At 67.3% G+C, this 20,092-nt stretch carries 26 protein-coding genes; 20 read left to right on the top strand and 6 right to left on the bottom strand.

The annotated features are described in order from the left end of the window. Positions 1 to 46: 46 nt before the first annotated feature. Complete coding sequence (locus tag BI344_RS04605; RefSeq protein WP_071111744.1) at positions 47 to 889, bottom strand: isopenicillin N synthase family dioxygenase; 843 nt, start codon at positions 887 to 889, stop codon at positions 47 to 49. A gap of 106 nt (positions 890 to 995) precedes the next feature. Then, positions 996 to 1,778 carry a serine O-acetyltransferase gene (gene cysE, locus BI344_RS04610; protein WP_071111745.1) on the bottom strand — a complete coding sequence of 261 codons (783 nt, stop codon included), beginning with the start codon at positions 1,776 to 1,778 and terminating at the stop codon, positions 996 to 998. Positions 1,779 to 1,917: 139 nt separating this feature from the next. On the opposite strand from cysE, the gene BI344_RS04615 reads away from it, so the two are divergent. After that, a complete protein-coding gene (locus BI344_RS04615; protein WP_071111746.1) occupies positions 1,918 to 2,544 on the top strand; it encodes a tetratricopeptide repeat protein in 627 nt (208 codons plus the stop codon). A gap of 10 nt (positions 2,545 to 2,554) precedes the next feature. Here the strand turns inward: BI344_RS04615 and BI344_RS04620 are convergent, their stop codons facing one another. After that, positions 2,555 to 3,415 carry an MBL fold metallo-hydrolase gene (locus BI344_RS04620; RefSeq protein WP_071111747.1) on the bottom strand — a complete coding sequence of 287 codons (861 nt, stop codon included), beginning with the start codon at positions 3,413 to 3,415 and terminating at the stop codon, positions 2,555 to 2,557. Positions 3,416 to 3,537: 122 nt separating this feature from the next. Here BI344_RS04620 and BI344_RS04625 point away from each other — a divergent pair, with 122 nt between their 5' ends. After that, positions 3,538 to 4,335: a sulfite exporter TauE/SafE family protein gene (locus tag BI344_RS04625; protein ID WP_071111748.1), complete on the top strand. Its 798-nt coding sequence runs from the start codon at positions 3,538 to 3,540 to the stop codon at positions 4,333 to 4,335. On the opposite strand, the gene BI344_RS04630 is transcribed toward BI344_RS04625, so the two are convergent. Both BI344_RS04630 and cyaY read right to left on the bottom strand, forming a co-directional pair. Next, positions 4,332 to 4,874 carry an ammonium transporter gene (locus BI344_RS04630; protein ID WP_139166900.1) on the bottom strand — a complete coding sequence of 181 codons (543 nt, stop codon included), beginning with the start codon at positions 4,872 to 4,874 and terminating at the stop codon, positions 4,332 to 4,334. The genes BI344_RS04625 and BI344_RS04630 overlap by 4 nt on opposite strands. After that, entirely contained in the window at positions 4,781 to 5,098 is a 318-nt protein-coding gene (cyaY, locus tag BI344_RS04635) for an iron donor protein CyaY (RefSeq protein WP_071111750.1), read from the bottom strand. Before cyaY ends, BI344_RS04630 begins: the two co-directional genes overlap by 94 nt. An 89-nt stretch (positions 5,099 to 5,187) precedes the next feature. Here cyaY and lptM point away from each other — a divergent pair, with 89 nt between their 5' ends. From lptM to BI344_RS04710, 17 genes are all read left to right on the top strand, one after another. After that, positions 5,188 to 5,361, top strand: a complete 174-nt coding sequence (lptM, locus tag BI344_RS24720) for an LPS translocon maturation chaperone LptM (protein WP_206600321.1) — start codon at positions 5,188 to 5,190, stop codon at positions 5,359 to 5,361. Between the two features lie 101 nt (positions 5,362 to 5,462). Then, a complete protein-coding gene (locus tag BI344_RS04640; protein ID WP_071112068.1) occupies positions 5,463 to 6,557 on the top strand; it encodes a pyridoxal phosphate-dependent aminotransferase in 1,095 nt (364 codons plus the stop codon). A 90-nt stretch (positions 6,558 to 6,647) separates the two neighbouring features. After that, positions 6,648 to 7,454: a hypothetical protein gene (locus BI344_RS04645; RefSeq protein WP_139166885.1), complete on the top strand. Its 807-nt coding sequence runs from the start codon at positions 6,648 to 6,650 to the stop codon at positions 7,452 to 7,454. Positions 7,455 to 7,516: 62 nt separating this feature from the next. Beyond that, positions 7,517 to 7,891: a hypothetical protein gene (locus tag BI344_RS04650; protein ID WP_071111752.1), complete on the top strand. Its 375-nt coding sequence runs from the start codon at positions 7,517 to 7,519 to the stop codon at positions 7,889 to 7,891. Between the two features lie 88 nt (positions 7,892 to 7,979). After that, on the top strand, positions 7,980 to 8,279 hold the full coding sequence (locus tag BI344_RS04655) for a hypothetical protein (protein WP_071111753.1): 300 nt from the start codon (positions 7,980 to 7,982) through the stop codon (positions 8,277 to 8,279). A gap of 136 nt (positions 8,280 to 8,415) precedes the next feature. After that, on the top strand, positions 8,416 to 9,642 hold the full coding sequence (locus tag BI344_RS04660; RefSeq protein WP_071111754.1) for a molybdopterin-dependent oxidoreductase: 1,227 nt from the start codon (positions 8,416 to 8,418) through the stop codon (positions 9,640 to 9,642). After that, positions 9,639 to 9,971 carry a cytochrome c gene (locus BI344_RS04665; protein WP_139166886.1) on the top strand — a complete coding sequence of 111 codons (333 nt, stop codon included), beginning with the start codon at positions 9,639 to 9,641 and terminating at the stop codon, positions 9,969 to 9,971. The genes BI344_RS04660 and BI344_RS04665 overlap by 4 nt, the downstream gene beginning before the upstream one ends. Positions 9,972 to 10,045: 74 nt before the next feature. Further along, a complete protein-coding gene (locus BI344_RS04670) occupies positions 10,046 to 10,867 on the top strand; it encodes a CPBP family intramembrane glutamic endopeptidase (RefSeq protein WP_071111756.1) in 822 nt (273 codons plus the stop codon). 123 nt (positions 10,868 to 10,990) lie between these two features. Further along, on the top strand, positions 10,991 to 11,479 hold the full coding sequence (gene purE / locus BI344_RS04675) for a 5-(carboxyamino)imidazole ribonucleotide mutase (RefSeq protein ID WP_071111757.1): 489 nt from the start codon (positions 10,991 to 10,993) through the stop codon (positions 11,477 to 11,479). After that, positions 11,479 to 12,609 carry a 5-(carboxyamino)imidazole ribonucleotide synthase gene (locus tag BI344_RS04680; protein ID WP_071112069.1) on the top strand — a complete coding sequence of 377 codons (1,131 nt, stop codon included), beginning with the start codon at positions 11,479 to 11,481 and terminating at the stop codon, positions 12,607 to 12,609. Before purE ends, BI344_RS04680 begins: the two co-directional genes overlap by 1 nt. A gap of 45 nt (positions 12,610 to 12,654) precedes the next feature. After that, positions 12,655 to 13,074, top strand: coding sequence for a VOC family protein (locus BI344_RS04685; RefSeq protein ID WP_071111758.1), 420 nt, complete (start codon positions 12,655 to 12,657; stop codon positions 13,072 to 13,074). Next, positions 13,071 to 13,763, top strand: a complete 693-nt coding sequence (locus tag BI344_RS04690; protein ID WP_071111759.1) for a DNA alkylation repair protein — start codon at positions 13,071 to 13,073, stop codon at positions 13,761 to 13,763. The genes BI344_RS04685 and BI344_RS04690 overlap by 4 nt, the downstream gene beginning before the upstream one ends. Further along, positions 13,763 to 14,641: a phosphoribosylaminoimidazolesuccinocarboxamide synthase gene (locus BI344_RS04695; protein WP_071111760.1), complete on the top strand. Its 879-nt coding sequence runs from the start codon at positions 13,763 to 13,765 to the stop codon at positions 14,639 to 14,641. Before BI344_RS04690 ends, BI344_RS04695 begins: the two co-directional genes overlap by 1 nt. A 174-nt stretch (positions 14,642 to 14,815) precedes the next feature. Then, positions 14,816 to 15,397 (top strand): GNAT family N-acetyltransferase, encoded by a 582-nt coding sequence (locus BI344_RS04700; protein ID WP_071111761.1) that lies wholly within the window; start codon positions 14,816 to 14,818, stop codon positions 15,395 to 15,397. A 25-nt stretch (positions 15,398 to 15,422) separates the two neighbouring features. Beyond that, positions 15,423 to 15,593, top strand: a complete 171-nt coding sequence (locus BI344_RS24305) for a hypothetical protein (RefSeq protein WP_158020681.1) — start codon at positions 15,423 to 15,425, stop codon at positions 15,591 to 15,593. A 17-nt stretch (positions 15,594 to 15,610) separates the two neighbouring features. Beyond that, the gene (locus BI344_RS04705; protein ID WP_071111762.1) at positions 15,611 to 16,549 is read left to right on the top strand and encodes an alpha/beta fold hydrolase; all 939 of its coding nucleotides are present in this window, start codon (positions 15,611 to 15,613) and stop codon (positions 16,547 to 16,549) included. 18 nt (positions 16,550 to 16,567) lie between these two features. Beyond that, on the top strand, positions 16,568 to 17,179 hold the full coding sequence (locus BI344_RS04710) for a glutathione S-transferase family protein (protein WP_071111763.1): 612 nt from the start codon (positions 16,568 to 16,570) through the stop codon (positions 17,177 to 17,179). 79 nt (positions 17,180 to 17,258) lie between these two features. Here the strand turns inward: BI344_RS04710 and BI344_RS04715 are convergent, their stop codons facing one another. Then, positions 17,259 to 17,825 (bottom strand): carbonic anhydrase, encoded by a 567-nt coding sequence (locus BI344_RS04715; RefSeq protein WP_071111764.1) that lies wholly within the window; start codon positions 17,823 to 17,825, stop codon positions 17,259 to 17,261. Positions 17,826 to 18,024: 199 nt separating this feature from the next. Between BI344_RS04715 and BI344_RS04720 the strand changes: the two genes are divergently transcribed. Further along, positions 18,025 to 20,046 carry an oxidoreductase gene (locus BI344_RS04720; protein ID WP_071111765.1) on the top strand — a complete coding sequence of 674 codons (2,022 nt, stop codon included), beginning with the start codon at positions 18,025 to 18,027 and terminating at the stop codon, positions 20,044 to 20,046. Positions 20,047 to 20,092 lie beyond the last annotated feature (46 nt).

The raw sequence follows: 20,092 nt of genomic DNA on the forward strand, positions 1-20,092 counted from the left end.
AAAAAAAGCCGAAGCGGGGCTTCGGCCTTTTCTCGCGGCGGTGGGCTTACATCTTCACGCCCAGCTCGCGCAGGCGCTCGTCCAGGTAGCTGCCGGCGCTGTGGCGGTCGGACAGCACCACTTCCGGGCGCGGGTGCAGGAACAGCGGCAGCGAGACCCGGCTCTTCTTCGCGCCCTCGCCGCTGGGGTTGACCACGCGGTGCTGGGTGGACGGATAGAAGCCGGCGGACGCTTCCTGCAGCATGTCGCCGATGTTCACCACCAGAGTGCCGAAATCACAGGGCACGTCTATCCAGTCGCCGTTCTTGTCCTGCACCTGCAGGCCGGGCTCGTTGGCCGCGGGCAGGATGGTCAGCAGGTTGATGTCGCCATGTGCGGCGGCGCGCAAGGAGCCGGCCGGCTCCTTGCCGGTCAGCGGCGGGTAGCGCAGCACGCGCAGCAGCGTCTGCTGGCTGTCTTCGATCATGTGCGACAGCGGCTCGCGGTAGTTGGCGGCGATGGCGGCCGGGGTGTATTGCTGCACCCAGGACAGCAGCTCGCGCGCCAGCTGGTTGGCCACCTGATAGTAGCGATCGGCGTCGGCCTTGAGCGCCGGCGGCACGCGGCCCCACGGGTAGACGTGGAAGTATTCCTTGATGTCCTTGAGGCTGGCGCCCTTGGCGGTCTCGGAGACTTCCGGTGAGAACCAGCCGTCCTGCTTTTCCATCGAGAAGGCGTAGTCGAACTTCTCTTCGCTGTTGAAGAAGCGCAGCCAGTCGGCGTAGATCTTCTCCACCAGGTCTTGCGGAATCGGATGGTTGGTGAGCACGCCGAAGCCGGTCTCGTGCAGCGAACGGGTGAAGCGTTCCGCCGCATCCGGCGCGCGGTAATCGACAACTTTGACGTTCATGGGGTGGCTTTCCTGATGAACCTGACGCCGCCGGGCAATATCGGGGCGGTCGTCAGCGCGCGAATTGTAGCCGCTAAACTACAGCGAGCCAAGCCGTCGGCATGGGCTACACCCGTTGGTCCATGTCCAGCGCCGGGGTGCCGGGACAAGCCTGCGCCACCACCCGCGCCGGCACGCCTGCCACCGTGGTATGCGCCGCCACGTCTTCCAGCACCACGCTGCCGGCGCCGACCTTGGCGCATTCGCCGACGCTGATATTGCCCAGCACCGCCGAGCCGGCGCCCAGCATCACGCCATCGCCTATTTTGGGATGGCGGTCGCCGCGCTCCTTGCCGGAGCCGCCCAGCGTCACGCCGTGCAGGATGGAGACATTGTTGCCTATCACGGCGGTTTCGCCCACCACCAGACCGGTGCCATGGTCCAGCATCACGCCTTCGCCTATGCGCGCCGCGGGATGAATGTCGGCGCCGGTCACTTCGGAGATGCGGTTCTGCAGGAATAGCGCCAGCGTGCGGCGGTTCTGCTGCCACAGCCAGTGGGTGATGCGCTGGCTTTGGATGGCGTGGAAGCCCTTGAAGTACAGCAGCGGCGTGGAATAGCTGTCGCAGGCCGGGTCGCGCTCATAGCAGGCGCGGATGTCGGCGCGCATCGCCGCGCTGACGGCGGGATCGGCCTGGAAGGCCTCGCGGAACAATTCCAGCAGCGCGCGCGGGTCCATCACCGGACTGGCGAGCTTGCTGGACAGATGGAAGGCCAGCACGTCTTCCAGCGTGGCGTGGCGCAAAACGGTCATGTGCAGGAAACTGGCCAGCAGCGGTTCGTCATTCACCGCCACCAGCGTTTCATCGCGGATGGCCGACCACAGCGGATCAACCAGTGGGGAACTCATTGGGGGACTCCAGGGGCAATAGCAACTAGTCGAAACATTGTAGCCTGCCGCGGGCCGCGCCGGGAGCACAACATCATTTTGTCCGCGCCATCAGAAGCCGCCGCCATCGCCGACTAATCTGCAATCAGGGGAGAATGCGATGAAACGGTTTGCGGCGTTGCTGTTGTTCAGCCTGGGCGCGTTGGCGGCGGCGCCGAAAGTGCCGGGTTGGCGCGAATACCAGGATGGGCGCTTGTCCGCCGCCCGCATTGCCTTCTGGCAGGCGGCCGAGCGCGGCGACCGGGTGGCGGCCTTCGATCTGGCGATGATGGACTGGCGCGGCGAGGCTGGGCCGGTGGACAAAACGCAGGCGTTGTACTGGCTGCGCCGCGCCGCCGACGAGCAGCTGGCGCAGGCGCAATACGCGCTGGGCTTGCTGGCGGAGCGCGGCGACGGCGTGCCCAAGTCGCTTACCGAGGCGACTCGCTGGTTCCAGCTGGCGGCGCGCCAGGGCTATCTGGCGGCCGAGATCGATCTGGGCACCCAGTATTTCCTCGGCCGCGGCGCGCCGCAGGACGACCGGCTGGCGGCCCACTGGTACGAGGAGGCCGCCAAGCAGGGCGATGTCGGCGCGCAGTACCTGATCGCCAGCATGTACGAGCATGGCGAGGGAGTGAAGCGGGACATTCCCGCCGCGATCCGCTGGTACGCCAAGGCGGCGGTGCAGGGCGACGTCGGCGCCCGCGCCAAGGCGCTGGACCTGGCCAAGTCGCAAACCCGCCGTTGACGGCCGCGCGTTACAGCGCGTCCAGCGGCAGCTTCAGATAGCGCACGCCGTTGGCCTCGGCCGGCGGCAACTGGCCGGCGCGGATATTGATCTGCACCGCTGGCAGCAGCAGTTGCGGCATGCAGAGCGTCGCGTCGCGCGCCTCGCGCATCGCCACGAAATCGGTCTCCTCCACCCCGTCATGCGCATGCAGATTGGCGCGGCGCTGCTCGGCCACCGTCGAGCACCAGGCCGGCTCGCGTCCGGCCGGCGGGTAGTCGTGGCACATCAGCAGCCGGGTGTGGTCCGGCAGCGCCAGCAGCCGGCGGATCGAGCGATACAGGGCGGCGGCGTCGCCGCCGGGAAAGTCGCAGCGGGCGGTGCCGGCGTCCGGCATGAACAGCGTGTCGCCGACGAACACCGCATCGTCTATCCGGTAGGCGACGTCCGCCGGGGTATGGCCCGGCACCCATAGCACCTCGGCTTCCAACTCGCCGATGCGGAAAGTCTCGCCGTCCCGGAATAGATGGTCGAATTGCGAGCCGTCGCTACGGAAATCCGGTTCCAGGTTGAACACCTGGCGGAAAATGTCCTGCACCTGGGTGATGCGCTCGCCGATGGCGATCCGGCCGCCGGCCCGCTGCTTCAGATAGGCCGCCGCCGACAGATGGTCGGCATGGGCATGGGTTTCCAGTATCCATTGCAGCGTCAGTCGCTGGCCGCGCAGGAAGTCCAGCAGCCGGTCGGCCGAGCGGCCCGAGGTGCGGGCGGACCTGGGGTCGAAATCCAGCACCGGGTCTATCGCCGCGGCATGGCCGCCGGCCCGGTCGTAGACCACGTGGCTGACGGTGCCGGTGGCGGCGTCGTAGAAGCTTTCGATCTGCGCTGGCATGTTGTCCTCCCGGTATGGTCCTAAATTATATAAATTTATATAATGATGGCCAGGATATTTCGCAAAGACTGCCCGATGACGCTTTTCCCGTTTGGCGCCGCAACGACGACGCAGGCGCCCACATGCTGCTGATGCTGGTCCTGGGCGCGCTGATAGGCGCGGTGCTGGGCTTGACCGGCGCCGGCGGCGGCATCCTGGCGATTCCGGCGCTGATGGCCAGCCAGGGCTGGACCCTGCCGCAGGCGGCGCCGGTGGCCTTGCTGGCGGTGGCGGCCGGCGCCGGGTTGGGCGCTTACGAGGGCTGGCGCCGGCAATTGGTGCGCTACCGCGCCGCCGCGTGGATGGCGGCCAGCGGCGTGCCGTTCGCCATGTTGGGGACCCGCGCCGCTCACCTGCTGCCGGCACCGCTGCTGTCCAGCCTGTTCGCGCTGGCGATGCTGATCGTGGCCGCGCGTTCGTGGCGTTCTGCCGGTTCCGCCGCCGCCGCGCAGCATGGGCGCGCCGCGCCGTGCCGCCTGAACCCGGATACCGGCCGGCTGCGCTGGAACCTGGCCGGCGCTTGCGCGCTGGCCGGCATCGGCGCGCTTACCGGATTTCTCACCGGCCTGCTGGGGGTGGGCGGCGGCTTCGTCATCGTGCCGGCTTTGCGCCGGTTGAGCAATCTGTCCATGCAGGCCATCGTCGCCACCTCGCTGCTGGTGATCGCTTTGGTCGGCGGCGGCGGCGTGCTGGCCGCCTGGAGGCATGGCGTACACATCCCGGCGCTGCCCAGCGCCGTTTTCGTGCTGGCGGCGATGGGCGGCATGCTGCTGGGCCGGCGCCTGATCCGCCGGCTGTCGCCGCCGCAGGTGCTGCGCGGATTCTCCCTGCTGGTGACGGCGGTGGCGGTGGCGCTGCTGCATCGGGCCTGGAGCGTTTAGCGGCGCGGCTCCGCTCCCGGCAAAAAGCCGCAGGCGCGCCGCGGCTTGGGCACGCGGCGGATGCCGCCGCCGGTGTCGGAAATAGGCCTGCTCGCCGTGCAGCGCGTTATCCAGACCGAGCCTGCTGGGTGGCGGCGTCCACCTTGACCGGGGTGACGCCGTCTATTCAGCCACAACATGCCGTAGGTGAAGGCGAACGCCCACACGCCCGACACCACCGCGGCGGCCGCTTGCGTCCACAGGAAGTCGGGATTGCCCATCAGCAGGCCGCCGACGCCGTGCACACCCCATACGTCCAGCGCGTCGTCCCAGGCCAGACGGTTTTTCAGCTGCACCGCGTAGCAGCACAGCACGGCGGCGATCACGACGATGACGGCGGCGGCGCGCTGCCGGAGCCGTGCAGGCTTGCCGGCAGGATTGGCGCGCCCGGCCGGGAAGGCGGCGTTCAGAGGTCGAAATCGAATTGGGCGCCGCTGCCGGCGCGGATGGCCTCGGCCAGGGTGGAGAAGAATTCCGCGCCGTCGCGGCTGGCGATCCAGGCGTCGCCTTTGCGGGCGAAGTGGTAGCCGCCGCTCTTGGCGGCGATCCACAGCTCCTGGTTGGCGGCGTGGCGGTTGACGATCACCTTCTCGCCGCTTTCAAACTCGATCTCCAGCACATTGCCCAGCAGCAGCGCGTCGACGTCCAGATCGTAGTCGTCTATCGCGGCCTGGATCTGTTCGAAGATGGCGTCGCTCAGTTGCAGAAATTCGCTTTCGTTCATGGTGGCTTCCTGTATGGCCGGCCGGATGCAACACGGCGCGGCGTGGTTTTGCTAGTATGCTGATTTTGCCATATCGGATTGCTGTCAGTATGCGTACCCTGCTCGCTTGTGCAAGCCTGACCCTGGCCCTGGCCGCCTGTGGTTACAAAGGACCGCTGGTATTGCCCAAGGCTCCGCCGTCCCGTCCCGCGTCCCATCCTGCCGCCCCGGCTCCCCACGTGGACGCGTCCGCGGCCAAGGGCGAGGCTTCGGCCGCCCGCTGACCCGGGAGATTCCTTTGCGCTAAGGATATTTCCAAGCGATCGTTTGTCTGAACACGCGTTGGCCTAGAATGGCCGTCGTCACCTTGGGAATCGGAACCGCCATGCCACACTACGCCCGCCACCTGGAACACCATACCATCGTCAATCCCTTTCCCGGCATCGCCAAGCTGGAGGCGGCGCTGGGGCACAAGGTGGTCAGCCGGCTGGGCGCCAATGAAAGCATGAACAAGCCGGAGTCGCCGCTGCTGGCGCAGTGGGGCGAGGCGCTGGCCGAGCTGGCGCGGCTGTATCCCGATCCCTACGCGCTGGCGCTGCGCGAACGCGCCGCGCAACGCCACGGGGTGGAAAGCAGCCAGGTGATCTTCGACAGCGGCGCCGACAGCCTGATCCTGCTGGCGCTGCGGCTGCGCTGCAACGCCGGCGACGCGGTGGTGTGCAGCGCCGGCACCTATCCCGCTTTCCGCTACTTCGCCGAAGGCGTGGGCGCGCGCATCCTGGAGGTGCCCTACCAGGCGCAGGGCATTGGTCTGCGGCCTGACCTGGCGCGCCTGTGCGAGGTGGTGCACGCCGAACGCGCGGTGGTGCTCTACCTGGCCAATCCCGACAATCCCACCGGCCACTATTGGTCGGCCGCCGACATCCAGGCGCTGCGTCAGCAACTGCCGACCCAGACCATGCTGATCCTGGACGAAGCCTATATCGATTTCTGTACCGACCCGCAGGATGCCCCTCTTGCGGGTGTCTTGCCCAATACCCTGCGGCTGCGCACGCTGTCCAAGGCCTACGGCCTGGCCGGGCTGCGCGTCGGCTTTGCGCTGGCCCAGGCCGAGATGATAGCCAAGGCCGACCAGATCCGCCCGCAGTACGCCTTGTCCGGCCTGGCCCAGCACGCGGCGCAACTGGTGCTGGACGACCCGGACTACGCGCGCCAGCTGGTGCAGGCCACCGTGCAGCTGCGCGACAAGCTGGGCGCCGCGCTGCGCGTGCGCGACCTGGCGGTGCTGCCCTCGCACACCAATTTCGTCAGCGTGCTCTATCCCAACGCCGCCAGCGGCGAGGCCATCCAACGCCAGCTGTTGGCCGAAGGCATCGCCGTGCACCGCCCGCCCCATCCGGCACTGCGCCACCTGTTGCGCGTCACCGCGCAGCCGCAGGCGCTGTCGAGCAAGGTGCTGGACGCGCTGGCCGGACACTGAGGGCGGACGGGCGGTCATAGTTGCATTGACATCGCCAAATGTTATTGACATAAGCGATGCGGAAATTATTCCGTATCGCTTATTCTCATCATGAAACCTATTTATCCCTTGCTTGGCCTGCTGCTATCGGCGGCAGGCGGCGCCCTTGCCGCGCCGATCACCAATTTCGACAGCGATCCGGTGATCGACCTGGCCGGTCAGCTGCGCGGGCAGCAGCATGGCGCGCGCGCCATCGCGGTGCAAACACTGGATGCCGCGGCCAGCGCGAAGATCCTGCGCGAAGTCGGCGACCGCCGCCAGTTGCTGGACCCGATGGGCATTCCGGAAGACGACAAGCGCATGATCGCGGCCCATCCTGAACTCAGCCAGCGCCAGGGCAAATTGCTGACCGTATCCACGCCGGCCGGCCAGCGCCTGCAGTTCAAGAGCTGGAAAGTCGCCAAGGGCGATGGAGACAGCTCCACCTTCCTCTACCAGGGACCGCTGGCCGGCAATGCCCTGCAACGCGTGGATCTGCAATTCGGTCATGACGCTCCGGGCAGCCTGCTGATCGACAATCGCAGCGGCAAGGTCTTCTTCACCTACAGCACCGAAAACATGGTGGCCCCGTCTCCCGACGGCAGCGCGCTATTGCAGCTGCAGAGTTCGCCTGACTGGCGCCTGCAACTGGTATCGCTGCCGCAGACAGAACAGGCCAGCCTGTTCTGCAGCCTGAAAGACGCCTCGGCGGAGAGTACCTTCAAATCCTGGCGCGGCAACAGCCTGGGGCTGCAGCTGGAGAAGGGCGGCCAGAAGCTGGCATTGCGTTTCACCCGCAACGGCGGCGACTGGCAGGTCGCCTCCAGCCAGCCGGCCTTGCTGGCCAAGTTGGGCTTCCGCTGTAGCCAGCCGCGCTGAGATTGGCAAAAACCACCGCTCCTCATCGCAAGGAGCGGCTTAACCGCGATGAGCAAGAAAACATGAAAACAAACCGTACCACCCGCCTCGCCGCCTTCTGTCTGCTGGCGGCCAGCCAACTGGCCTGCGCCGGCAAGGCCGTTGCCGTGCGCGAGGACGGCGAAACTCCGATCACGCTGCGCGGCACCGTGATCGGTCCGATCTCGTCCGGCAGCAAGGCCGACGGCACCTTTTTCAAGGCCTACCATCTGAAACTGGGCCGGGCCATGACCTTTGACGACGGCGCCGATTGCAGCGAGCAGTCCAAGGCCAGCCTGGCGCTAAATCAGGAGGACATGGGCCGCTACAAGGGCAAGATCATTACGGTGAAGGCCAAGGTGTTCTGCCAGACCAACCGCACCGGCACCTACCATCTGAGCGGCATCGTGGTGCAGTAGCAACCAGGCTCCACGGTTCCCCACGCTGAACCTCGCCTCCCGGCGCAGGTCTATCCCGGGTCCCCGCCCGATAGCAGACCCGCGCCACATGCCCCTGATCCATCCCGAACTGATTCCGCTGATTGCCCTGCTGGTCCTCTACGCCGCCGCCTTGCTGTATTCGCTGCGCCAGGCCTGGCGCTTGCGCCGCTTGCACTGGCTGGGCTGCGTGCTGCTGCTGATCGCCGGCTTCCTGTCTATGCTGCTGGCCCGTCCGGTCACGCCCGATTCCGGCGAGATGCCGCCGGGGTTCGGCCTGGGGGTGATGCTGGCGCTGGCGGGCATTGCCGCCACTACCGGCGGCGCGATCTGGCGGGTATTTTCCTGTCGCCGTCGCCGTCGCCGCTGACGCAACAGCCTGTTTCCCATCCTGGCCATGCTGTAGACATATTCGGCGCGCGCGCCTACGATGGCGCAAGCGCCGGCGATGCGATTGGCATCTGCGCGGTTGCCGGCCCACCTAGAGCATACAAGGAGCCGCAATCATGGATGACGCCCTGCAACGGCGCGCGATATTGAAAGGCGGCCTGGCCGCCGCCGGTCTGCTGGCGCTGTCCGGCAGGCTGCGCGCGGCGCCCTGGCTGGACCAGGGCTTTGAAAACGGCTGGCGCGAGTTGGTGCCCTATCCGCAGAAGATGCCGCTGCTGCGCATTACCACCCGGCCGGTGCATCTGGAAACGCCGTTTTCCCAGTTCGATCACAGCCTGCTCACCCCCAACGATGCGGTGTTCGTCCGTTATCACCTGGCCGGCCACCCGCTGGACATTGACGCCGCCAGCCATACCCTCGCCATCAAGGGGATGGTCAAGCAGCCGCTGACGCTGACGCTGCATGATCTGCAAACCCGCTTCGAAACGGTCAGCCAGACGGTGGTGATGCAGTGCGCCGGCAACGGCCGCGGGCTGCTGCAGCCCAGGGTGCAGGGCGCGCAGCTGGGCAACGGCTCGATGGCCTGCGTGGAGATGACCGGGGTGCGGCTGGCCGATGTGCTGCGAGCGGCCGGCGTGCTCGACGGCGCGGTGCAGATCGCCTGCCGCGGCACCGATCAGCCGGCGCTGGAGCAAACGCCCAGTTTCATCCGCTCGCTGGACTTGGCCGACGCGCTGCGGCCGGAGACGATGATAGCCTGGGCGATGAACGGCCGGCCGCTGCCGGTGCTCAACGGCTACCCGATCCGGCTGGTGGTGCCGGGCTTCTACGCCTCGTACTGGATGAAGCACTTGTCGCAGATAGAGGTGATAGATCATGTGTTCGACGGCTGGTTCGCCAGCGCCGCCTACACGGTGCCGGATACGCCGGACTACGGCATTCCGCCTGGCAGCAAGCCGGACCGGATGCTGCGTCTCACCCGGATGAAGGTGCGCAGCTTCATCACCAACCTGGCCGGCGGCCAGACGGCGGCGGCGCCGGACGGCAGGCTGGAGTTGCGCGGCATCGCCTTCGACGGTGGCAGCGGCATCCGCCGGGTGGACGTTTCCGCCGATGGCGGCCGCAGCTGGCAGCCGGCCGTCCTTGGCGGGGAAACCAGCCGTTTCGCCTTCCGTCCCTGGCGGCATACGCTGGACAAGGTTGGTCCCGGCCCCTTGCTGTTGATGGCCCGCGCCACCGCCAACGACGGCCAGACCCAGCCGCTGAGCCAGCCGTGGAATCCCGGCGGCTATGCCCGCAACGTGGTGGAGCGGGTGGAAATCGCCATAAAGGGAGACGCATGATGAAGTCCGTCCTGTTCGTCCTGTTGGCCTGGCTGGCGGGTCCGGCCGGCGCCGTCTCCATCCTGCTGCCCAATGAAACCGCGATGTTGCCGGACAGCGGCCACCCCGGCTATCTGCCGGCGCTGCAGAAATGCCTGATCTGCCATTCGGCCGACTATATCGCGCTGCAGCCGACCTTCAACCAGGCGCGCTGGCAGGCGGTAGTCGACAAGATGCGGGTGGCGTTCAAGGCGCCGATCGCGCCGGAAGAGGTGGAGCAGATCGCCGGCTACCTGGCCGACGCCCAGCAGCGGCGCCTGCTGCAACCCAGGCCGCCGGCCCGGCCCTGAGCGGCGGGCTTTTGCCGGACCACCGCCTGCCGTTATCATCGGAGGCTTATGCCATTCAACGCCACGGAGTCGCCATGCCCCTGCCGCCCACCCTGACGCTGGCCGCCTTCGCGTTGCTGGCACTGGGCCTTATCGCCGCCAGCCTGCGCCACGCCGCCCCGGGCTGGATCGCCCTGATTACCAGCGCGATGCTGGCGCTGGCCGCCGGCGTGCTGCAGCCGCTGGGCGTGTTGGCGACCGCGGCCGCCGTCGGCCTGACTTTCAGCCTGCGCCGCTACCCGAAGCCGGAGCTGTTCCTGGTATGGGTGGCGCTGCTGTTGGCGCTGGCGGTGCATGCGCTGCCCGGTTTCGACAACCCGCTGCTGTGGCAGGGCAAGGCCAGCGCCGGCAGCGCGCCCTACCAGCTGTTCTGGAGCTACGACAAGGGCCTGGCCGGCCTGCTGCTGCTGCTGCAGCTGAGCCATGCGCCATTGCCCAAGCGCACGCTGGGCTGGCCGGCGGCGGCGGTGGGCGGCTTGGCGCTGCTGTTCGTGTTCGGCATCGCTGCCGGCTTCGGCATCATAGCCCTGGCGCCTAAATGGCCGGCCTGGCTGCTGCCCTGGTTGTTCGCTAACTGCTTCCTGGTGTCGCTGGTGGAAGAGGCCTTCTTCCGCGGCGGCGTGCAGCGCTGGCTGGAAATCCGCACCGAACCGTTCGCCGCGCTGATGGCGGCGTCGCTGTTGTTCGGCCTGGCCCATCTGGCCGGCGGCTGGGTCTGGGCGGGGCTGGCCACGCTGGCCGGCATAGGCTACGGCCTGGTCTATGCCGCGCGCCGCCAGCTGTGGCTGGCGGTGCTGGCGCACCTGGGCTTCAATACCCTGCAGCTGTTGCTGTTCACCTATCCGAAACTGGCGTGAATCACGGGCAAGGAGAAATTTTCCGTCTGCTAACTATCTTGATCTGAAAATAAAAAACCATTCCGGGTAGGCCCCGCAGTCGGGTAAAATCGCCGTTTACTCTCCACTGCGAGCAGCATCTCCATGATTGAAGTCGGCATCGTGATGGGCAGCAACAGCGATTGGGAAGTGATGCAGCACGCCGCGCGCATGCTGAAGAGCTTCGGCATCGCCTGCGAAACCCGCGTCGTCTCCGCCCACCGTACCCCGGACCTGTTGTTCCAGTACGCCGAACAGGCCGCCGGGCGCGGCTTGAAGGCCATCATCGCCGGCGCCGGCGGCGCCGCCCACCTGCCGGGCATGCTGGCGGCCAAGACCCACCTGCCGGTGCTGGGCGTGCCGGTGCCGTCCAAATACCTGCGCGGCGAGGATTCGCTGCTGTCCATCGTGCAGATGCCCAAGGGCATTCCGGTGGCCACCTTCGCCATCGGCGAGGCCGGCGCCGCCAACGCCGCGCTGTTCGCGGTGGCCATGCTGGCCAGTGTCCGGCCGGAACTGGCCGCGCAACTGGTGGCCTTCCGCAAAGAGCAGGAAGAAACCGTGCTGGCGATGACGCTGCCGGAGATCGAATGATGGCCGCCATCCTGCCGCCGGCCATGCTGGGCATCCTGGGGGGGGGCCAGCTGGGCCGCATGTTCGTCGTAGCCGCCAAGACCATGGGCTACCGCGTCACCGTGCTGGACCCCGACGAAAACGCCCCGGCGGCGGCCTTCGCCGACCGCCACATCCAGGCGTCCTACAACGATCCGTCCGCGCTGCGCGAGCTGGCCGACAGCTGCGCCGCCGTCACCACCGAATTCGAAAACGTCAATGCCGGCGCGATGCGCGAGCTGGCCAAGCGCACCCGCGTGTCGCCGTCCGGCGACTGCGTCGCCATCGCCCAGGACCGCATCGCCGAGAAGAGCTGGATCGCCAAGGCCGGCTTGGCCACCGCCCCCTATCTGGCGATAGAGAGCGTCGAGGACATCCAGGTTGACCTGACGCCCTATCTGCCGGGCATCCTGAAAACCGCGCGGCTGGGCTACGACGGCAAGGGCCAGGTGCGGGTGGGCACCCAGGACGAGGCGCGCGCCGCCTACGCCGATCTGGGCGGCCAGGCTTGCGTGCTGGAAAAGATGCTGGACTTGAAGCTGGAAGTGTCGGCCATCGTCACCCGCGTCAGCCCCGCGCAGAGCGCGGTGTTCCCGCTGGCGGAAAACATCCACAAGAACGGCATTCTCGACGAATCCATCGTCCCGGCGCGGGTGGCGCCGCAGCTGGCCGAGCAGGCGCGCAAGATGGCGCAGCGGCTGGCCGAGGAGCTGGACTACGTCGGCGTGCTGGCGGTGGAGTTCTTCGTGCTGGGGGACGACAGTCTGGTGGTCAACGAGATCGCGCCGCGTCCGCACAACTCCGGCCACTACACGCTCACCGCCTGCCTCACCGACCAGTTCCAGCAGCAGGTGCGCGCGATGTGCGGCCTGCTGCCGGGCCGCACCGACCTGCTGTCGCCGGTGGTGATGGTGAACCTGCTGGGCGAGGCGTGGAAGGAGGACGGCCGCGAGCCGCACTGGGATGTGCTGGCGGAAGCGCCCAATGCCCAGCTGCATCTCTACGGCAAGAAGCAGCCGCGTCCCGGCCGCAAGATGGGCCACTTCAGCGTGATGGCGGCCAGCGTCGACGAGGCGCTGGAGCAGGCCAGGGCGTTGAAGGACACCCTGTAGCATGGGAACAGATGGCGAAGCCGGCGGCTTCGCCATTTTTCCGCGATGAAACTGAACGGACTCAACCACCTGACCCTGGCCGTGACCGACCTTGACCGCTCCTGGTGTTTTTACCATGCGCAGTTGGGCGCCGCGCCGCACGCGCGCTGGGCGCGCGGCGGCTACCTTAGCCTGGGCGGATTATGGCTATGCCTGGCGCTGGACGACGCGGCTAGCGGCGGCGGCTACACCCATTACGCTTTCAGCGTCGATCAGGCGGATTTCGCCGCCTGGAAGGCGCGGCTGACCGATGCCGGCGTGCCATGCTGGAAAGACAACCGCAGCGAGGGCGACTCGTTTTACTTCCTGGATCCGGACGGCCATCGGCTGGAGCTGCACGTCGGCTCGCTGGCCAGCCGCCTGGCGGCCTGCCGCGCCCAGCCCTATCCGGCCATGGTGTTTTACGATGAAGAGCCGAAACCATGAATGTTGCGCTTGAATTGGCCGACCTGCGCCTCCGGCTTGAGGCGGCCGCCGATCCCGCCAGGCGGCCGGCGATGCGCGCCTATATGCGCGAACAGTTCGATTTCCTGGGCGTGGCGACGCCGGCGCGGCGCAAGCTGGCCGCGCCGTGGATGAAGTCGTTGAAGAACGCCGGTCCGGAAGCCTGGCTGGCGTTGGCGGAAGCATTGTGGCGGCAGCCGGAGCGCGAATTCCAATACACCGCAGTGGACCTGCTGGCCAAATGCGCGGCGCGGCTGCCGGCCGACAGCCTGCCGCGGCTGCTGGCGCTGGCGGCGGAAAAATCCTGGTGGGACACCGTCGACGGTCTGTCCGCCTGGGTGGTGGGCGAGCTGGTGCGCGCCAACCGCCCCTTGCAGCAGCGGATGGACGCGTTGAGCGTGGATGGCGACTTCTGGCTGCGCCGCGTCGCCATCCTGCACCAGTTGTATTGGAAGCGCGAAACCGACGCCGAGCGCCTGTTCGTCTACTGCGCCGCAAATGCCGGCGAAGGCGAGTTCTTCATCCGCAAGGCGATAGGCTGGGCCTTGCGCGAATACGGCTATACCGATCCAGACTCCGTGCGCGGCTTCGTCGCCGCCACGCCGCTGTCGCCGCTGTCGCGGCGCGAAGCGCTCAAACGCATTGAACCCTTGCCCTCGAAGGAAGCATGATGACCGGACTGAACACCACCAACCTGACAAGCCTGAAGAAGATCTATTCCGGCAAGGTGCGCGATCTGTACCAGATCGACGAGCAACGCATGCTGATGATAGCCACCGACCGGCTGTCGGCTTTCGACGTGATCCTGGACGATCCCATCCCGGCCAAGGGCCAGATCCTGACCGCCATCTCCAACTTCTGGTTCGACAAGCTCAAGGACCTGGTGCCCAACCACCTGACCGGCGACAAGCCGGAGGACGTGGTGTCGGCCGCCGACCTGCCGCAGGTTGAGGGCCGCGCGGTGGTGGCCAAGCGGCTGAAGGCGGTGCCGATCGAGGCGGTGGTGCGCGGCTACCTGGCCGGCTCCGGCTGGAAGGAATATCAAAAGAGCGGCACCGTTTGCGGCCTGCGGCTGCCGGCCGGGCTGAATGAAGCCGGCAAGCTGCCGGCGCCTATCTTCACGCCGTCCACCAAGGCGGCGGTGGGCGACCACGACGAGAACATCAGCTACGAGCAGTGCGTGGACATCATCGGCGCCGATCTGGCCGCCCAGGTGCGAGACACCGCCATCCGGCTGTACCAGGCCGCCGCCGAATACGCCGCCACCCGCGGCATCATCATCTGCGACACCAAATTCGAGTTCGGCCTGGACGAGCATGGCACCCTGACGCTGATGGACGAGGCGCTGACGCCCGACTCCAGCCGTTTCTGGCCGGCCGACAGCTACGCCGAAGGCAGCAACCCGCCGTCCTTCGACAAGCAGTTCGTCCGCGACTGGCTGGAAGCCTCCGGCTGGAACAAGCAGGCGCCGGCGCCGGCGGTGCCGCTGGAGGTGCGCGAGAAAACCGCCGCCAAGTACCGCGAGGCGCTGCAGCGCCTGACCGGCTGATTCCGGATCCGCAGCCGTCCATGCCGGCCCCCGCGGCGGCGAGTCCCGAGATTTTCCACCGGGGTTCGCGTCCGCGGGGGCCGGCCCGTTTCCGGCCATCCTCCACCGCGGCTTGAGCCGCTGCCCGCTTGCGGCTAACATCCAGTTTCTTGTCATAAAAACAGGCCGCCAGCGATGAGTCTCGCCCAACCCGTGCTGTCCACCTCCCGGCTGCAGTTGCTGCCGGCCGATCCGGCGCTGGCGCGCTCGATGCTGGAATACCAGCTGCGCAACCGCGCCCACTTCGCGCCGTGGGACCCGATGCCGGGCGAGCTGTTCTACACCGAGTTGTACTGGGAGATGCAATTGCGCCAGCGCGCGCGCGACTGGGAGAACGGCAGCGGCGCGCGCTTCCTGTTGACGATGTCGACAGAGCCTGACCGCGTGATCGGCACCGTCAGCCTCAGCAACATCGTCCGCGGCGTGTTCCAGGCCTGCCACCTCGGTTACGGCATAGACCAGGCGCACGAAGGCCGGGGCCTGATGCGCGAGGCGCTCGAGGCGCTGATCGCCTTCGCTTTTGGCGAGCTGAAGCTGCACCGCATCCAGGCCAACTACCAGCCGCAAAACATCCGCAGCGCGGCGCTGCTAGAGCGGCTGGGCTTCACCGTGGAAGGCCAGGCCAAGGACTACCTGTTCCTGGCCGGCGGCTGGCGCGACCACGTGCTGACCGCGCTGACCAACCCCGATTTCGACGACAAGCCGCTGCTGGCCTGAGCCGGCGCCCTCCAAGGAAAATGCGATGAAGACAACCCTGCTGGCGATAGACGTGCAAAGCCATATGTCCGACCAGACGCCGTTCCTGGACGACGGGGAGGCGGCGCGCGCGCACAACAGCTTCGCGCTGGGCAACCTGAAGAGTTTCGGCACGCCCATTGAAGTGCGGGACGCCGCCACCATCTGCTTCGCTTGAGCCGACGAGGACGCCGCATGCACCGTACCACCCTGGAAGCCGCCGACGGCGTGGCCATTCCGCTGTGCCAATGGTTGCCCGCCGCCGCGCCGCGCGCGGTGCTGCTGATCTCGCACGGCATGAGCGAATACGCTGCGCGCTACCAGCGCTTCGCCGAGGTTCTCGCCGCCGCCGGCTACGCGGTGTACGCGCACGACCACCGCGGCCACGGCGAATCGCCGACTGCGCGCGGCTTTTTCGCCGAGCGGGATGGCTGGCGCAAGGTGGTGGACGATGTGGAGGCGGTGCGCCGCCACGCCGCCGCCAGCCATCCCGGCTTGCCGGTGATGCTGTTGGGCCACAGCATGGGCAGCTTCATCGCCCGCGCCTATTTCCTGCGCTACGGCGGCTTGCTGTCCGGCCTGCTGCTGTCGTCCACCGGCTACCGCCAGCGGCCGCTGGCGCGCCTGCTGGGCGCCATCGCCCGCTTTCTCGGCCGGCGCAACGGTTGGGACCGCCCCAGCCGGCTGATGGCGGCGCTGGTGTTCGGCAGCTTCAACCTCGGCTTCATCCCCAGCCGCACCCGGATGGACTGGCTCAGCCGCGACGCGGCCGAGGTGGACGCCTATCTGGCCGATCCGCAATGCGGTTTCGATCCGACGCCCGGCCTGTGGGCCGACCTGTTCGCCGGCATCGTCGAGATGGAGCGGGGCGAGGCGGCCGGAGACGGCGTCAACCGCCGCTGCCCGGTGCTGCTGTTCGCCGGCAGCCGCGACCCGGTCAGCCTGGGCCGGCTGGCGCTGGGCCAGCTGGAAATCCGCTACCGCGACGCCGGCGTGCTGGACCTGCAGAGCAAAGCGTATCCCGGCGGCCGCCATGAAATGCTCAATGAAAGCAATCGCGCAGAAGTGGAAGGCGATATCCTGGCCTGGCTGGCCAGGGTGGTACCTGCCGACTGCGCGCCGCCTCTCCTCTAATTTTCCCCGGAGTTCGCCATGATAGAAGTGCACCACCTGAATGAATCGCGCTCGCGCCGCATCACCTGGCTGCTGGAGGAGCTGGGCCTGGAGTACCGGGTGATCCGCTATCAGCGCAACCCGCAAACCCGGCTGGCGCCGCCTGAATTGCAAGCCATCCACCCGCTGGGCAAGGCGCCGGTGCTGCGCGACGGCGAGCAGGTGCTGATCGAGTCCGGCGCCATCATCGACTACCTGATCCGCACATACGGCCAGGGCCGCTTCGCGCCGGCGCAGGACAGCGCGGACTACAACCGCTACGTGCAGCTGCTGCACTATGCCGAAGGTTCGGCGATGTTGCCCATCCTGCTGCAGCTGTACGTGGGCTTCCTGGGCGAGGCCGGCGCGCCGCTGCATCCGCGCATCCACAGCGAGCTGGAAAACCACCTGGGTTATCTGGACGGCGAACTGGCGGGACGCGACTATTTCGTCGGCGATGACTTGACCGGCGCCGACGTGCAGCTGTCCTTCGTCGCGCAGATCGCGGCCAAGGGCGACGGCCGCGGCCGCTACCCCAACCTGGCGCGCTTCGTCGAGCGCATCGAAGCCCGGCCGGCTTACCGCCGCGCGGCCGACCAGCACGGCGAATAAGGCGCCGCGCCGCCCCCGGCATCAGGGGGCGGCGTTTTGCTCCGAACGCAAGCTACCCGCCCGGTCGCTCCCGGCCGGGTCAGACGATCAGGGTTTCCACCTTGCCGTCCATCCCCATCAGGTATGCCTCCACTTTCAGCCGCGGGTATTTGTCGTTGATCAGCCTGCGCAATTGCCCCAGCTTGCCTGCATGCACCAGGGTTTCCCTGGCCGGGTCCTGCGCCAGGTCCTCGCCCAGTATCACCTTGTAGGCGCCGCAGTCGCGGTGGTCCAGCAGCATCACCCGCTTGACGCCGTGCAGGTCTATCGCCACCTGCAGGTGTTGCCAGAAAGTGGTGTTCCAGGCCGGGTACTTGTCGGTAACGGCGCCCAGCGAGGCGCCGGCCAAAATGATATGGTCGTACTTGTCGCGCAGTCCCTGCTGGTTCATGAAAGTCGAAGTTTCGTCGATCAGCCGGTAATCCATGCACGACAGCAGCAGCACGTCGGTGCCGTCCGCGGCCCAGGCGGCGCGCGGCAGGAAGCTGGCCAGCAGCGCGGCGCCGCCGCCCAGGGTGGCCAGGCGCAGGAAACTGCGGCGGCCGAGCGGGCGCTGCGGCAGCGGGGCGAGGCAATCGGTATGAGCGTGGGGCGGGTGCTGGCACATGTTTTTCTCCTTATGTCTGACGGCGGATGCCATCTGTGGCGATTATAGGTGGACAGCCGCGGCGCATGACAGTTGCCTGCGGCGCCATCCGTTGACAACTTACTTACCAGTAAGTATCTTGATGGCCAGGGCTGACATCGCCAGATGAATCAAAGGCTTGGGACCACCCGGGCCGCCGACAACAACACGAGGAAGAAACATGAGCGCTTACCCGCATCTGCTGGCCCCGCTGGACCTGGGCTTCACCACGCTGAAAAACCGGGTGTTGATGGGTTCGATGCACACCGGGTTGGAGGAATCGCCAGGCGGCTTCGAGAAGATGGCGGCGTTCTACGCCGAACGGGCGAGGGGCGGCGTCGGCCTGATCGTCACCGGCGGCGTCGGCCCCAATGCCGAAGGCTGTGTCGCCGAGGGCGCGGCGCAGCTGTCCGACGCGCACGAAGTGCCCAGCCACAAGCTGGTCACCGACGCGGTGCATGCCGCCGGCGGCAAGATCGCGCTGCAGATCCTGCACTCCGGCCGCTACAGCTTCCAGGAAAGCTGCGTGTCGGCTTCTCCCCTGATCGCGCCGATCAACTTCTACAAGCCGCGCGAGCTGTCCGACGCCGACATCCGCCAGACCATCGCCGACTTTGCCAATTGCGCCCGCCTGGCGCAGCAGGCCGGCTACGACGGCGTGGAAGTGATGGGCTCGGAAGGCTATCTGATCAACCAGTTCATCGCCCGCGCCACCAACAAGCGCAGCGACGACTGGGGCGGCAGCTTTGAAAACCGCATCCGCTTCGCCATCGAAACCGTCAAGGCGGTGCGCGTGGCGGTGGGCGAGGCTTTCATCATCATCTACCGCCTCTCCATGCTGGACCTGGTGCAGGATGGCAGCAACTGGGACGAGGTGGTGCAGCTGGCGCTGGAAATCGAGAAGGCCGGTGCCACCATCATCAATACCGGCATAGGCTGGCACGAGGCGCGGGTGCCGACCATCGCCACCATGGTGCCGCGCGGCGGCTTCGCCTGGGTGACCAAGAAGCTGATGGGCACGGTGAAGATCCCGCTGATCACCACCAACCGCATCAACACCCCGGAAGTGGGCGAACAGATCCTGGCCGACGGCTGCGCCGACATGGTGTCGATGGCGCGTCCCTTCCTGGCCGACCCCGACTTCGTCAACAAGGCGGCCGAAGGCCGCGCCGACGAGATCAACACCTGCATAGGCTGCAACCAGGCTTGCCTGGACCATATCTTCCAGGGCCAGCTGACCTCCTGTCTGGTCAATCCGCGCGCCTGCCGCGAAACCGAGCTCAATTATGAAAAAACCGCCGCGCCGAAGAAGCTGGCGGTGGTCGGTTCCGGTCCGGCCGGCCTGGCCTTCGCCACCGTGGCGGCGGAGCGCGGCCATGCGGTGACGCTGTTCGACTCCGCCGGCGAGATCGGCGGCCAGTTCAACATCGCCAAGCAGATTCCGGGCAAGGAGGAGTTCCACGAGACGCTGCGCTACTTCAAGCGCCGCATCGAAACCAGCGGCGTGGCGCTGCGGCTGAACACCCGGGTGGCGGCGGCGGATCTGCAGGGTTTCGACGAAGTGGTGCTGGCCACCGGCATCGCGCCGCGGCTGCCGGCCATCCCCGGCATCGAGCACGCCAAGGTGCTGAGCTATATCGACGTGCTCAAGCACAAGAAGCCGGTGGGCCATCGCGTCGCCATCATCGGCGCCGGCGGCATAGGCTTCGACACCGCCGAATACCTGACCCACGAGGGCCAGTCCACCGCGCTGAACGCCGCCGCCTTCATGAAGGAATGGGGCGTGGACATGACCGGCGAAACCGCCGGCGGCCTGGCTCCGCAAGGCGCGCAGCCGCACAAGAGCCCGCGCGAGGTCTACCTGTTGCAGCGCAAGACCAGCAAGGTGGGCGAAAACCTGGGCAAGACCACCGGCTGGATCCACCGCGAAAGCCTGAAGATGAAGCGGGTGAAGATGCTGTCCGGCGTCAGCTACGACAAGATCGACGACCAGGGCCTGCACATCACGGTGAAGGGCGAGGCGCAAGTGCTGGCGGTGGACAATGTGGTGATCTGCGCCGGCCAGGACCCGCTGCGCGAGCTGCAGCAGCCGCTGCTCGCCGCCGGCAAGACCGTGCACCTGATAGGCGGCGCCGACGTGGCGGCCGAACTGGACGCCAAGCGTGCCATCAACCAGGGCACGCGCCTGGCCGCGGCGATCTGATCGGCCGCGCGCCGATGGCGCGGCATGGCGGCGATGCCGTCCGCTT

This window comes from Chromobacterium sphagni (genome assembly GCF_001855555.1).
Taxonomy (GTDB): Bacteria; Pseudomonadota; Gammaproteobacteria; order Burkholderiales; family Chromobacteriaceae; genus Chromobacterium; species Chromobacterium sphagni.

Excerpts from the sequence above, each read along its gene's own strand:
- BI344_RS04605 (WP_071111744.1), bottom strand. The coding sequence starts at position 889 with ATGAACGTCAAAGTTGTCGATTACCGCGCGCCGGATGCGGCGGAACGC.
- cysE (WP_071111745.1), bottom strand. The coding sequence starts at position 1,778 with ATGAGTTCCCCACTGGTTGATCCGCTGTGGTCGGCCATCCGCGATGAA.
- BI344_RS04615 (WP_071111746.1), top strand. The coding sequence starts at position 1,918 with ATGAAACGGTTTGCGGCGTTGCTGTTGTTCAGCCTGGGCGCGTTGGCG.
- BI344_RS04620 (WP_071111747.1), bottom strand. The coding sequence starts at position 3,415 with ATGCCAGCGCAGATCGAAAGCTTCTACGACGCCGCCACCGGCACCGTC.
- BI344_RS04625 (WP_071111748.1), top strand. The coding sequence starts at position 3,538 with ATGCTGCTGATGCTGGTCCTGGGCGCGCTGATAGGCGCGGTGCTGGGC.
- cyaY (WP_071111750.1), bottom strand. The coding sequence starts at position 5,098 with ATGAACGAAAGCGAATTTCTGCAACTGAGCGACGCCATCTTCGAACAG.
- lptM (WP_206600321.1), top strand. The coding sequence starts at position 5,188 with ATGCGTACCCTGCTCGCTTGTGCAAGCCTGACCCTGGCCCTGGCCGCC.
- BI344_RS04640 (WP_071112068.1), top strand. The coding sequence starts at position 5,463 with ATGCCACACTACGCCCGCCACCTGGAACACCATACCATCGTCAATCCC.
- BI344_RS04645 (WP_139166885.1), top strand. The coding sequence starts at position 6,648 with ATGAAACCTATTTATCCCTTGCTTGGCCTGCTGCTATCGGCGGCAGGC.
- BI344_RS04650 (WP_071111752.1), top strand. The coding sequence starts at position 7,517 with ATGAAAACAAACCGTACCACCCGCCTCGCCGCCTTCTGTCTGCTGGCG.
- BI344_RS04655 (WP_071111753.1), top strand. The coding sequence starts at position 7,980 with ATGCCCCTGATCCATCCCGAACTGATTCCGCTGATTGCCCTGCTGGTC.
- BI344_RS04660 (WP_071111754.1), top strand. The coding sequence starts at position 8,416 with ATGGATGACGCCCTGCAACGGCGCGCGATATTGAAAGGCGGCCTGGCC.
- BI344_RS04665 (WP_139166886.1), top strand. The coding sequence starts at position 9,639 with ATGATGAAGTCCGTCCTGTTCGTCCTGTTGGCCTGGCTGGCGGGTCCG.
- BI344_RS04670 (WP_071111756.1), top strand. The coding sequence starts at position 10,046 with ATGCCCCTGCCGCCCACCCTGACGCTGGCCGCCTTCGCGTTGCTGGCA.
- purE (WP_071111757.1), top strand. The coding sequence starts at position 10,991 with ATGATTGAAGTCGGCATCGTGATGGGCAGCAACAGCGATTGGGAAGTG.
- BI344_RS04680 (WP_071112069.1), top strand. The coding sequence starts at position 11,479 with ATGGCCGCCATCCTGCCGCCGGCCATGCTGGGCATCCTGGGGGGGGGC.
- BI344_RS04685 (WP_071111758.1), top strand. The coding sequence starts at position 12,655 with ATGAAACTGAACGGACTCAACCACCTGACCCTGGCCGTGACCGACCTT.
- BI344_RS04690 (WP_071111759.1), top strand. The coding sequence starts at position 13,071 with ATGAATGTTGCGCTTGAATTGGCCGACCTGCGCCTCCGGCTTGAGGCG.
- BI344_RS04695 (WP_071111760.1), top strand. The coding sequence starts at position 13,763 with ATGACCGGACTGAACACCACCAACCTGACAAGCCTGAAGAAGATCTAT.
- BI344_RS04700 (WP_071111761.1), top strand. The coding sequence starts at position 14,816 with ATGAGTCTCGCCCAACCCGTGCTGTCCACCTCCCGGCTGCAGTTGCTG.
- BI344_RS24305 (WP_158020681.1), top strand. The coding sequence starts at position 15,423 with ATGAAGACAACCCTGCTGGCGATAGACGTGCAAAGCCATATGTCCGAC.
- BI344_RS04705 (WP_071111762.1), top strand. The coding sequence starts at position 15,611 with ATGCACCGTACCACCCTGGAAGCCGCCGACGGCGTGGCCATTCCGCTG.
- BI344_RS04710 (WP_071111763.1), top strand. The coding sequence starts at position 16,568 with ATGATAGAAGTGCACCACCTGAATGAATCGCGCTCGCGCCGCATCACC.
- BI344_RS04715 (WP_071111764.1), bottom strand. The coding sequence starts at position 17,825 with ATGTGCCAGCACCCGCCCCACGCTCATACCGATTGCCTCGCCCCGCTG.
- BI344_RS04720 (WP_071111765.1), top strand. The coding sequence starts at position 18,025 with ATGAGCGCTTACCCGCATCTGCTGGCCCCGCTGGACCTGGGCTTCACC.